The organism is Thermosynechococcus sp. HY596 (assembly GCF_030518715.1).
In the GTDB taxonomy this organism is placed as follows: Bacteria; Cyanobacteriota; Cyanobacteriia; order Thermosynechococcales; family Thermosynechococcaceae; genus Thermosynechococcus.
The window spans coordinates 2,196,003-2,208,457 of record NZ_CP130346.1 but is presented as its reverse complement, the minus strand read 5'-3'; the positions used below and the strand labels follow the sequence as shown (position 1 = coordinate 2,208,457).

Annotated in this window: 11 protein-coding genes; 3 read left to right on the top strand and 8 right to left on the bottom strand. The window is 54.0% G+C overall.

Annotated elements, in window-relative coordinates; all coding sequences use genetic code 11:
* Positions 1-13: 13 nt before the first annotated feature.
* The 4 genes from QYC28_RS10895 to QYC28_RS10880 are packed head-to-tail and all read right to left on the bottom strand — an operon-like array spanning position 14 to position 2,082.
* A complete protein-coding gene (locus QYC28_RS10895; protein WP_149820755.1) occupies positions 14-394 on the bottom strand; it encodes a DUF1818 family protein in 381 nt (126 codons plus the stop codon).
* An 11-nt stretch (positions 395-405) separates the two neighbouring features.
* Positions 406-1,200 (bottom strand): MlaE family lipid ABC transporter permease subunit, encoded by a 795-nt coding sequence (locus tag QYC28_RS10890; RefSeq protein WP_399363245.1) that lies wholly within the window; start codon positions 1,198-1,200, stop codon positions 406-408.
* 18 nt (positions 1,201-1,218) lie between these two features.
* A complete protein-coding gene (locus tag QYC28_RS10885) occupies positions 1,219-1,770 on the bottom strand; it encodes a DUF3172 domain-containing protein (RefSeq protein ID WP_190278074.1) in 552 nt (183 codons plus the stop codon).
* A gap of 39 nt (positions 1,771-1,809) precedes the next feature.
* Positions 1,810-2,082, bottom strand: coding sequence for an RNA-binding protein (locus QYC28_RS10880; RefSeq protein ID WP_149820749.1), 273 nt, complete (start codon positions 2,080-2,082; stop codon positions 1,810-1,812).
* A gap of 784 nt (positions 2,083-2,866) precedes the next feature.
* On the opposite strand from QYC28_RS10880, the gene QYC28_RS10875 reads away from it, so the two are divergent.
* Positions 2,867-3,307, top strand: coding sequence for a hypothetical protein (locus tag QYC28_RS10875; protein WP_149820745.1), 441 nt, complete (start codon positions 2,867-2,869; stop codon positions 3,305-3,307).
* Positions 3,308-3,363: 56 nt separating this feature from the next.
* A complete protein-coding gene (locus tag QYC28_RS10870; RefSeq protein ID WP_149820743.1) occupies positions 3,364-4,752 on the top strand; it encodes an NAD-dependent malic enzyme in 1,389 nt (462 codons plus the stop codon).
* Between the two features lie 3 nt (positions 4,753-4,755).
* On the opposite strand, the gene QYC28_RS10865 is transcribed toward QYC28_RS10870, so the two are convergent.
* The 4 genes from QYC28_RS10865 to QYC28_RS10850 all read right to left on the bottom strand — a co-directional run bounded on the left by QYC28_RS10865 (position 4,756) and on the right by QYC28_RS10850 (position 9,677).
* Positions 4,756-6,120, bottom strand: a complete 1,365-nt coding sequence (locus QYC28_RS10865) for an S-layer homology domain-containing protein (RefSeq protein ID WP_149820741.1) — start codon at positions 6,118-6,120, stop codon at positions 4,756-4,758.
* A 128-nt stretch (positions 6,121-6,248) separates the two neighbouring features.
* Complete coding sequence (locus QYC28_RS10860; protein ID WP_302679474.1) at positions 6,249-8,126, bottom strand: sodium:proton antiporter; 1,878 nt, start codon at positions 8,124-8,126, stop codon at positions 6,249-6,251.
* A 196-nt stretch (positions 8,127-8,322) separates the two neighbouring features.
* The gene (locus tag QYC28_RS10855) at positions 8,323-8,625 is read right to left on the bottom strand and encodes a DUF2499 domain-containing protein (RefSeq protein WP_149820737.1); all 303 of its coding nucleotides are present in this window, start codon (positions 8,623-8,625) and stop codon (positions 8,323-8,325) included.
* Positions 8,625-9,677, bottom strand: a complete 1,053-nt coding sequence (locus tag QYC28_RS10850; protein WP_302679473.1) for a zinc-dependent dehydrogenase — start codon at positions 9,675-9,677, stop codon at positions 8,625-8,627. Before QYC28_RS10850 ends, QYC28_RS10855 begins: the two co-directional genes overlap by 1 nt.
* A gap of 472 nt (positions 9,678-10,149) precedes the next feature.
* On the opposite strand from QYC28_RS10850, the gene QYC28_RS10845 reads away from it, so the two are divergent.
* On the top strand, positions 10,150-12,384 hold the full coding sequence (locus tag QYC28_RS10845; protein WP_149820732.1) for a glycoside hydrolase: 2,235 nt from the start codon (positions 10,150-10,152) through the stop codon (positions 12,382-12,384).
* Positions 12,385-12,455 lie beyond the last annotated feature (71 nt).

Sequence of the window (12,455 nt, the reverse complement as noted above, 5' to 3'; positions counted from 1 at the left end):
AGAAGGATGTCTTCTATTCTAAACTTTGCCCCTCCGCAATCCTGTGCTGCAACTCACAGCAGGCAAGGAGAAAGTCTGGGGGCACAGGAGCAGGCCATGTCCCCTCAACTCGGCGATCGCCCAACACAATTAGATGCAGGCTATAGGCATGGGGATAGCCCTCCAATTCCAAATGCACAGCATCGTTGCTGCCACTGAGGGTAATCATTTCCTCTGCCATCAATTCGGGGGCGATCGCCTGAAGCTGCCCGTGAAGTTGGCAAAATAAATCCACAAATGCCTTGAATTCTACTGCGGTGAGTTCCGTGGCCCAATCCTCAGCGCCCACCAGAGCGGCATAGAATTGATCATTGCGCCAGCCCACCCGCCAGCCTTCCCCCACCCGCAGTTCCACAGACTAGCCCTCTAAAACGTGGGTACGAGGCTACTGCTGCCGCCAAAGAGAGCCCAAGACAGGAAAAAGTTGAGAATAAAGATTGCCAATAGCGAGATCACCACAGCCGCCGTAGTGGATTGACCGACCCCCTTGGCGCCCCCTGTGGTTGTAATGCCCCAATTGCAGCCAATGATGGCCACCACACCGCCAAAAATGCCTGACTTGATAATTGAACTCCACAGATCCCAAGTTTGCAGAAAGTTCTGAATGGACTCAATATAGACCCCACGGGGAATGCCGTAGAGATAATCGGCAATCATCAAGCCCCCCCACAGCCCCGTTACGAGTGCCAAGATATTGAGAATGGGCAACATCAGCACACAGGCAATAAACCGTGGCACCACCAGATAATCTACAGGATCCGTGCCCAACATATAGAGGGCGTCAATTTGCTCAGTGACTTTCATGGTGCCAATTTCAGCCGCAAAGGCAGAGCCAACTCGCCCGGCGAGTACCACCGCTGTCAGTACTGGCCCTAGTTCCCGCGCTAGGGCGATCGCCAGTACGCCACCCACCGCAGAGGTGGCACCAAAGGTAATAAATTCACGGGCGACCTGAATCGTAAACACCATACCCACGAAGGCCGCTGTAATCAGGGCAACACTGAGGGAGGCAGGCCCCACCAAAGCCATTTGCTCAATTGAGTTGCGCAGCGCAATTCGCCCCCGCACCAGATAAAAGATCACCTGACCCGCCAAGAGAAAGGCTGTACCCAAGCGTTGTACACCCTGACTTGCACGCCAGCGCAGCCGTGGCCACTTCATCGCCTTCATTGTTGCGTCCTAGAAATTACCGGTTTCACCCGCAGCACCATTGCCCAAGCCTGAGAGTTTGAGGAAGAGGTTTTTATCTGTTGTGCTCTGATAGACACAGCTTATTTCCGGGTTACTCTCCAAGTTGCCCACATAGCCAAAGGTATTCAGCCGTTGCCGACAACTGCGCAATTGCTCACCCGTAATGAGTTGTCGCTGTTCTAAGAGGGCGACGTTATTGGCGCGAATCACACAGCCCGGTTGCATCACAGGTTGGGAAACAAAGACCGAGAAGGGGTTAAAGGTGACAAAAATCCGCGTATCCACCGCGATCGCGCTCGCGCCAAATTGCACACAAATATCGGGATTGGGCGCCGCCTGATCAATAAACTGCGTTGAAGCCACGTTATCAGGATTGAGGGTGGTCGTTTTGCTAAAGGTGACACCCACACCGACGCCAATAATAAAGACCCCTCCCAACACTGCCAGAGTGCGGGTATTCACCGCTGACTTTGATTCTGGCTGTGGGGGACGACGAGTTTGAGGACGGGGACGCGGTGGCGATGGCGAACGTCGAGGCATAGCAGGAAGAGTGAACAGCACTTCCCTACCAGTATGCCCTTAGAAGGCAGGGTTTGACTGCCCCCCCGCTTGTTTGGGCTTCGCCTTGTTGACCTTGAGCACCCGTCCTAGCCATGTTGCACCGTCGAGATCATCAATGGCAGCGGCCTCCTGAGTTTCATCCACCAGTTCAACAAAAGCAAAGCCACGCCGTTTGCCTGTTTCTCGATCCACCGGCAACACAATCCGGCGAATAGCACCATATTTTTCAAAAACTTCGCGAAGATCGTTTTCTGTCGCCTCATAGGAGAGGTTGCCGATGTACAGTGTCATAACCCGAACTCAGAAGCAATTTGACAATCATCATAGCCTCTCGCTTTCCCTTATCCATGCGATCCAGACTACAGACCCCAACACCTTGCAAAGAAAATTAACGTTTTCTATCAGCCCAAAATATACCAAGGTTAAAAAGAAATTAATTCCTCCCTTGATGTCACCTACAGCCCTTTGCACAGGGTTTGAGCCGCGTCCGACAGATTCAGCAAATTGCCGCCAAGCCCATTCTCTCGTGGAATCCACCGGAGTCTCTCTAGGAGAGGATTTGAGTATTTTCAGTGGCCTTGTAGAAAATAATTTCACCCCCCTCGCAAGGGATCCCTCGGAACAGGGGGTTGCAATCCGCTCTGGGAGAGGCTATGTTGAAGGTGCTCTTGCTTCTCTTCGGGGAAGTGGATTAAATGAGAATTCTGACAGTTTATCAATCAAAAACAGTAGTTGTTCTTTTGTTCTTTAGTTATTGGTAGTGTTAAGATATCGCCTCTTGTCGCTTGAACTCTGTTCATCCAGCGAACTCAAACAATCTGCCATCTTCTACTGCTCAGCAAATAATGGTATAAACTCCCTTCCCTTCAAGGCAGTGGACTAAATGGGAACGCTAGCAAGGACTATCCTCTTTAGGGGTCAATTTGTGCCTGTGCCACTACTGGCATAGTTCCAACGAAAAACGGCTATTCACCTGTCAGGATCAAAGTATCAGCGTAACGACACCGCCCTTCGCTACGGTTGAGGCTTCAAAACGCTGGTTTAGGCCACTTCGCGTTTCAGGTAGGGAAATAGAATGATTTCGTTGGCACGTTTGGGTTGGTCACTTTCAGTTGTATTGGGAGTTGTTACCCTTGGGTTCACCAATGGGCTGGCGATCGCTCAACCGCTCTTGGCCCGACAAAATCAATCTCCATTGGTCAATGGCCTGTATCTCCTTGGCGAGTCGCCCCAACCCCAACAGGTGGGTCATAGCTATATTGTCTTTGAAGTCAAAGATCAGAAGGTCTATGGGGCGTTTTACATGCCCAATTCCTCCTTTGATTGTTTTCGGGGTACCGTGGGGGATCGCCAGTTGCAGGTGACGGTTCTACCCACCTATGAGGAGGAACCCTACCAAGCAGAAATTGATTTACCCAGTTTCTATAGTTTGCGTCGTATTAGTGCTAGCGATCGCGCCATTTTGGCCGCCTGCAAAGCCGAGTCCCTGCCCATTGCCACCCAAACCGGAAGCTAGGCAGAGGTGCTATCATCAGACGGTACCTTTTGCCGTTAACTTTTGGTTAAGTCTGAATGGTTAAGCTGACCCCGACGCCTGCCTATAGTCTGACGCTGCGATTGAAGACTTCCTTAGATCCAACGGAATTAGGAACCGTTCTCCAGATCATTGGTGGGCAACAGGGGCAAGTGGGTTCCATCACCCTGATCGAGAAAACCGCTAATAAAATCCTACGGGAACTGGTGGTGGTGGCTGCCAGCCGCGATCATGCTGCGGCCATTGTCAATGCTGTGAAATCTGACACCCAAGCCACGGTGCTAGAGGTGAGCGATCGCACCTTTCGGCTCCATGAGGGCGGCAAAATCACCGTTAGAAGCAAGCATCCCCTTCAGGAGTACGACGATCTGGCGATGGCCTATACACCGGGCGTCGGTCGGGTGTCCCAGGCGATCGCTGACGATCCTCAATTGGTGCACAAACTGACGATCAAAAGCCATACGGTGGCCATTGTCAGTGATGGCAGTGCGGTCTTGGGATTGGGCAATATCGGCCCAGAGGCTGCTCTACCGGTGATGGAGGGCAAGGCTATGCTCTTTCAGGAATTTGCCGGTCTGGACGCCTTTCCCATCTGCTTGAGCACGCAGGAGGTGGATGAAATTGTTGCCACCGTGAAGCACATCGCCCCCGTCTTTGGTGGCATCAATCTAGAGGATATTAGCGCCCCCCGCTGCTTTGAAATCGAAGCCCGTCTGCAAGCGGAATTGGATATCCCTGTGTTTCACGATGACCAGCACGGCACGGCCATTGTCACCCTTGCCGCCCTTAAAAATGCCCTGCAACTAGTGGCTAAATCCTTAGATACGGTGCGCATTGTCATTAACGGTGCGGGGGCAGCCGGCATCGCCGTGGCTAGGCTCCTGCGCAAAGCCGGCGCCCACCATCTAACTCTCTGCAACCGCCAAGGCATCCTCTCAAAAGACAAAGCACAAACACCAGCACAGCAGGAATTTGCCGTCGCTGAAACAGGAACGCTGGCTGATGCTCTAGAGGGTGCCGATGTCTTTATTGGCTTGAGTGCCCCCGGCGTCCTGACATTGGAAATGGTGCAGCGCATGGCCCCAAAAGCGATTGTTTTTGCGATGGCCAATCCCGTTCCGGAAATCCAACCCGAACTCATTTATGATCATGTGGCGGTGGTGGCCACTGGCCGCAGTGACTATCCCAATCAAATCAACAATGTGCTCGCTTTTCCGGGGGTGTTTAAGGGTACCCTTGCCTGTCGGGCACCCCGCATGACGGAGGAGATGTTCCTCGCGGCAGCAGCAGCGATCGCGGCCTTGGTCAGTCCCTCGGAACTGCACTCAGCCTATATTATCCCCTCAGTGTTTGATCCACGGGTGGCACCGGCAGTGGCCAAGGCTGTCGAGGACTGCGCGCGATCGCTGGGGTTAGCGCGTGCCTAGTCTCTATTGCGAGACAGTAAAGGGTTGAGTCAGGGTCAAGCCCAAATCCGTATTGGCATCAATCACCACTAGTCGCTGCACGGCTGGATCAATCGCACCACCAATGGTGGCACCGGCGGCTGCACCGGTAATCACTTTTTCGGGCGTAATCTTGCGATCGCCAATCACTGCAGAAGCACCCGTGGCCAAAGCGGCACCAATCAGCGTATCGCGAATAATGGAGGTAGCAGGCCGTCCTTGGTTGGTTTCAATGGCTGTACCGGTCAGGGTTCCTGTGAGAACCTTCAGGGGCGTAATCCTGCGGTCTCCCGCCAAGCCAGAAATCCCCGCAGCAACAGCGGAACCAATGGCCGCATTACGGAAAATATTGCCAATGTTGGGATCACGGGCATCGCGAATCGTACGAATGACTTGGGAATTGGCGGCGATCGGCAGCTGTCGGTTATTGATCACCACCGTGTTGGCGACAAATTGCGCCCCCCCTTGGGCCGGCTGAATCTGACCAAAAACTTCACTGCCTAGGGGAATGACAACCCGCCCTTGGCCATCGCGCACATCCGCCGCCGTCACCAAGCGAATCGCCACGGTTTCATTGGGACTGACGACAATCCGCTCTGCATCGGGGAAGCGAGCCGGAATTTGCTGACCGGCGGGTAGAGCAAGGGGTGACGGGGAAGCGGTGGCTGCACCAGCAATGTACTGGCTGGGAACCAGCGCTTGGGCAGCGGGGGCACGGGTTGCTTGACAAAGGAAAGCCGCAATATCGGCACGGGTAGCCAGTTGGTTCGGCGCAAAGAACTGCACATTGGGATAGTTCACCACCACTTGTTTAGCGGTGGCAGCGGCCACACCGGCACGTCCATAGGCGGGAATTGCCGCCGCATCATTGAACTGGGCTAAGACCCCCTCCACAGAAGGCGGTGTGGGATATTGCAAGCCACTGGCCAAGGCCACGATCGCCTGAACACGCGGAATATTTTGATTGGGCTGAAAAACATTGCCGGGGTAACCACTCAAGAAGCCGGTACGGGTGGCATTTTGAATCGCACTCGCTGCCCAAAATGTGCTGGGGACATCGTTAAACGTACTGGGGGTACGCACCACTGGGGCATTGGGAAACGCCTTCCCCAGCATGGCCGCATATTCAGCCCGAGTGACGGGGGCAAAGGGGCGAAAGGTGCCATCGGGATAGCCGCTGATAATGTTGCGACTGGCAAGGTGGTCAATACAGGCCTGTGCCCAGATGCCTTGGGTATCGGTAAAACGGGATTGGGCTTGGACCGGAACAGCCGCTACAAGGGCAAGGGTACCAGAACTCATTAAACCGCAGCTCAAAACAGCCAAGCTGCGCTGTGCGAGGCTTTGCATAGCAAATCTCTCCAAGTAAGAGGGTATTCAAGTTATCTGAGAGGGTTTTGGATACCCCTCAGCAATTTTGATTGGGAAAACACGTCAATCGTTGACTCTGCTGATGCCTATGGACGCAGTGCCGGAGATTAGGTTCCCTTGGGCGTAGGGGTTTCACTGGGGACAAGAACCGATTCTACTTGGGTATTCATTTGCCAGCCCGAAATTAAGGCGGCGGGTAGGGTATGGGGTTTGGGGCTGTGGAGCAGGTAAATCAGGCGATCGCCCACTTGCCACTCTTCATTGGCTCGCACCACCCGCAATCCCTCTGGCCGTTCCACAAGCAGGGGAAGCACTTTCCCAGAGCGGATCAAGGCGTCAAGGTGCTGGCGTTGCAATTGCGATCGCTCCTCCTCAATCACCAGTTCCCCCAAACGAACCGCCTCAGTGTTGATATATTGGTTCCATTTTTTGATGGACAGTTGCCGAGCAAAGGCTGGACTCAGACCTAGGGGACAATCCTCTACCTCAAGGGCGGCCAAGACCCGTGGCGGGTGAAATTCTTCGAGGACGCGCTGTGCCAGCACCGCATTCACCTCAGTATTACTAGTCACAGCCAGATAGGTGCCCAATTCAGTAATGCCGGCCTCCTGCAAAATATTCAGGTCAAGGGCACTACTGAGATAGACGGGTAGGTGTTCACGGCGGGCTTGTTCAACGGCCTCAGGATCGGTGTCAATCATCACCACCTCTTCGCCGCGATCGCGCAAGATCCGCGCCAACAAACGACCCAAGGGCGTACAGCCAGCAATCATCACCCCTGAAGCCCCTTGGGCACGCACATTCAGTTGGGTTGCCACCCAGCGCGCCGTTAGGCCTTGGCCGAAAACCGTCATCAAAATCGTCAGGAACACTTGTCCTTTAATGGCATCCCCCCCACTAATTCCCGCATTGGTAAGGGTAATCGAAAATAGCGAAGCCACTGAAGCCGCAACAATTCCCCGCGGCGCAATCCAACTGAGGAAGGCTTTTTGTTGCCAACTGAGGTCACTGCCCCACGTACATAGGACAACGCCGAGGGGACGGATCAGGAACATTAAGCACAACACCGTGAACACCCCCGACCAACCTAGCTCCAATAGACCAGCGATCGAGAGATCCGCAGCCAGCAGCACAAACAAGACCGAGATCGAGAGCGTACTCAGTTGCCCCTTAAAACGCCGCAGTAGCCGCCCCCCCGGCACATCCGACCAACGCAGTACCAGCCCCAGAACCACCGCCATCATCAAGCCGGATTCGCTCACCAGTTGATCCGAGAGCCAAAATAGCCCCCACAGCACTGCCAGCACCAACAGGTTCCGCAAATCTTCCGCCAAAAACCAAGCGCGGTGCAGGAAGCGATTGAGACACCAGCCACCAATACCACCAATCAAGACCCCCACTGCCAAGCGCTGAATAATCCCGAGGGCGATCGCCCCCATGCCGAGGTCTTGATTGAGAACTACGTTCAGCACCATCACCGCCAAAATGGCACCAATGGGGTCAATCAGTACCCCTTCCCCTTCGAGGATGACCGCTAGCTTGTGCTCTACCCCCACTTGCCGCAGCAGCGGTCCAACAACCGTAGGCCCGGTCACCACCACGAGGGAGGCATAGAGAAAAGCCAGTTGCCACGGAAATTCGCCAATCCAATGGGCAGCCATTGCCCCCGCCACAAACGTCACCAATCCCCCCAGCGTCACTAACTTCCAGAGGCTACCCGTAATATCTTGGTCAGCGCGGCTCAGGTCTAAGCTCAAGCCCCCCTCAAAGAGAATCAAGGCCACACACAGGGGCACTAACACCTCTAGGCCTTCGCCTAAAACTTCCGGATGGACTAGCCCCAAGCCACTGGGGCCTGAAAGAATACCCGCCAGTAACAACAGGACAATACTCGGCAGCCGTAACCAATGGGCAGTCACTTGGGCACCAATGCCTAGGACAACGGTGATGACGAACAAGGCGGTGAGTTCGGCACTACTTTCCATCGCAGCCTCCACAGAGGTTTAGGCGTTTAGGGCTAGACTGACGGGCAAGCGTTCCTCCTTGTTCTACGTCAAAGTTCAGTATTGGACTGTTGCATTTGTCACACCCTATTGCAGGGAACCTGATTACAGGATACTGGAAGTCCTTGAGCACTGCCAATTTCAATCAATCTTGTTAAGCTTTACTTCAAGAGGGCAGCTACAGTGCGCTTTGCGATCGCCACCACAGCCATGCTGCTGCACCACAGAGGGTACAGTTGCCAATGAACGTGAGCAGCGCTTGCAGATCCACCAACCAAGCCAGTGTCACTGCATTATCGAAGTAATGCCACGTACAGGCACACATGGCACTCACCAACGCTGGTAGCATTGCCCACGCCAACCACCGCCATCCCTGCTGCGGACAGCGGCGATCCAGTTGTGCCACAAACCAAATGGCTGCCATCCACTCCAGCACACTGGAAATATGCACCATCCACGTGGGAATTGATAGGGCGTGCATTAGGATTCTGGATAAATGAGGATTTTATAGGTTTCCGGCGTCGGCTGTACTGCCTGCTCCACCGCTTCAGCCAGCTTTGATAGGGGATAGCGATCGCTGATCAGGGCTTTGACATCAATGCGGCGGTTAAAGATAATGTCGCAGGCAAGCGACTGTAAGCGGTAGGAGGAACTGTAGCTGCCCATGAGGTCAATCTCACGGCGATAGAGAATGTTGGGATTGAGGGGAATTTCCACTTCATCGGGAAACTCGGCAAAGAAGAGAATTTTGCCCCCCTTGCGCGTACACTCTAGGGCTTGGAAAAAGGCTTTTTCACTGGGAACCGCTAAAAGACTGACATCCACCCCCAAGCCATGGGTCAGGGCTTGCACCTTGGCACTGAGATCGGGATCGCGGGCATCAAAAGCGGCAGCGGCGCCCACTTCTTTGGCTTTGGCGATTCGGGAGGGCAGTAGATCGGTGGCGATCGCCCGTGCCCCAAAGAGATTCACCAACATAATAAACATCAGGCCAATAGGCCCTGCCCCAGTGATCAGCACTGTTTGACCGGCAGTAATGCCCGCCTTCTTGACTGCCTTCAGACAACAGTTGGTGGGTTCAACGAAGCTGGCTTCTTCATCGCTAATCTCATCGGGAATCGGAATCAGACCGCCATGCTGCACAATGTGCCCCGGTACTTTCACATACTCGGCAAAGCCCCCACCACTGGGAATAAACCCCGCCGTGGTTGTAACGGTTTTATACACATGGCACATTGAATAGTTTTCATTCAAGCAGTAGGCGCAGTGCATACAGGGAATATGGTGCATGACCACCACCCGCTGACCCACCTGCCAACCCGTCACGGCCTCACCCACCGCCGCAATTTCACCCGCCGTTTCATGGCCAAAAATACGAGGCGGCTCATAGAGGGGATAGCGAATTTTTTTGATGTCCGATTGGCACAACCCAACCACCCTGACCCGCACTAGCACTTCATCGGCAGCAGTCTCAGGGATGGGAATGTCCTCGTAGCTGAGTTGATTCACCCCTCGGAACACTTGGGCTTTCATTGAGACCTTTGCAAACTCGTCACCCCTAAGATAATTGCCCGTCGCACCGAGGGCAAGTCTTGATGAAAGACCTAGTTTGAGCAGCCAGCAAAATTTGCCAAAGGCGATCCAAATCTTTGGGGGCCATTCCTTGGCGATCGCCCTCCATCAATTCATCCTGATAGGCGCTTTCCTGAGGGATGATGGTTGTGGCTTCCTGCCTAGGATCATCAAACCTTTCCCAATGGCTCTTTTATCCTAACTAGGTTGTTCTTCCCAACGCACCACAGGATTGCCTGATCACTAGCCCCAGTTCTCCAATTCACGGGAAGCCCACTGCCGATCGGGCGATATGGACGAGAGAGGGAACCCCCTGATTGGGTATTAAGATTCTTGCGGCGTTTGAGATGTTGTGTAACAAAGTGGTACCACACCAAACTCCTCTGAAATACTGGAGAAAGCGTCTGTCCTAAGTCATGGAGGCAAATTGGTTGTGGCCTATCCCTTGCACGTTGCCTTCATTTGGCACCAGCACCAACCCCTCTACAAAAGTTGTCGCACCGGTCAATACCTGCTCCCTTGGGTACGGCTCCACGGCACGAAGGACTACTTAGATCTGATCTTAGTCCTCGCCAAATATCCCCGCCTCAAGCAAACCGTCAACCTTGTCCCCTCCCTGTTGCTGCAAATTCAGGATTATGTCAACGGTACGGCCCTTGATCCCTATCTGACAGCCACACTGACCCCGGTGGAGCAGCTCACCGATCAGCAGCGCTGGTTTATCATTGAGCATTTCTTTGATGCCCACCACCGCACGATGATTGACCCCCATCCCCGCTATCGCGAACTCTACGAGCAGCGGCAAACCCAGGGGAAAACTTGGTGTTGGCAACACTGGCAGCCCCAAGACTATGGGGATCTGTTGGCGTGGCACAATTTAGCTTGGATCGATCCCCTCTACTGGGATGAGCCAGAGATTGCCCAATGGTTGTCCCAAGGGCGGGATTTTAGCCTCAGCGATCGCCAGCGGATCATTGCCAAACAGCGGGAAATTCTTGGCCAAATCATTCCCCAGCATCGCGCCCTTCAAGAGGCGGGTCAAATTGAAGTCACCACAACCCCCTATACCCACCCGATTTTGCCCCTCTTGGTGGATACCGATGCCGCCAAAGTAGCGGTTCCCAACATTGCCCTGCCCCAACAGCGGTTTCAATATCCCGAAGATGTTCCTCGGCATTTGCGGCGGGCGCGAGTTCTTTATGAACAATTCTTTGGGCGATCGCCCCGCGGACTGTGGCCGTCAGAGCAATCCGTAAGTCCAGCCATTCTTGAACCCATTGTCGAGCAGGGATTTGAGTGGATTTGCTCCGATGAAGCAATCTTGGGCTGGACAACGGGAACCTATTTTCACCGCAACGAAGCGGGGGTTGTCCAACAGGCCAATGTTCTTTACCAACCCTACCGCCTGACCACGGCCAAAGGGGATCTCAACATTGTCTTTCGCGATCACCGCCTCTCGGATTTGATTGGCTTTACCTACAGTGCCATGGCTCCCGAAGCAGCGGCAGCGGATCTGCTCAAGCAGCTTGAGGGTATTCGCCAGCAACTCATTGCCTATGAAGGGACTGGCCAATCCAGTTTGGCACAACCATGGCTTGTGACCATTGCCCTCGATGGTGAAAACTGCTGGGAGTACTATCCCCGCGACGGCCTGCCCTTCTTAGAAAGGCTTTACCAAGGCCTGAGCGAGAACGAGCACTTTGCCTGTGTTTCTGTGGCGCAGTATCTGCAACAATATCCCCCACGTGCGGTGATTTCGGGTTCTGCTCTCCACAGCGGCTCTTGGATTGATGGCAATTTCTGTACATGGATTGGCGATCCGGTAAAAAACAAAGCTTGGGACTATCTAGGGGCTGCCCGCCAAACCCTTGAACGCCACTCCGAAGCCACTGAAACGAAGAATCCGGCAGCATGGCAAGCCCTTTTGGCGGCTGAAGGCTCTGACTGGTTTTGGTGGTTTGGTGAAGGCCACTCCTCGAACCACGATGCCATGTTTGATCAGCTTTTCCGTGAGCATTTGATGGCGCTCTACACAGCATTGGGGGAGCCAATTCCTGAGGTTCTCAATGATCCCTTAGAAGTCCACGAAGCCAAGGATACCTACCCGCCCCAAGGCTTTATTCACCCTGAGATTGATGGGCGCGGTGATGAGCAGGACTGGAACTTTGCTGGCCGGATTCAAATCGGTGGCAGCCGCGGGACGATGCACCGCCAAACGCTGATCAGTCGCCTCTGGTATGGGGTGGATCACCTAAATATCTATCTGCGTCTTGATGCTCCGAACCAGAAACAGCCCTTTGGGAATGACATCAGCACCCTGCACTTTTGCTGGTACTACCCCAACATGGTGACGTACAATAGCCCCCTCTCTGATCTGCGAGATTGCCCCGACGAAGCCCCCCTCAACTACCTGTACCACCATCAATTGGTGATTGACTTTGAAAAGCAACAGATTGCCTTCAAGGAGGCGATCGCCAACTACCAGTGGAAAGAGCGACCCAGCCATGCCCGCTATGCCTTGGGCATCTGCCTAGAAGTGGCCATTCCTTGGGCAGATCTGCACCTGTATCCCGATTGTGGCCTGCGTCTGTTGATCGTGCTGGCTCAAGAGGGCTATTACCTTGACCATCTGCCCCCAGAGCAACTGCTCTTTTTGACTACCCCCTAGTCCTTGAGCGTCTTTTCCACGGCCAAAGGATATCCGACAACCCCTTGGCGGTAGGAGCAAATAATTTGCAA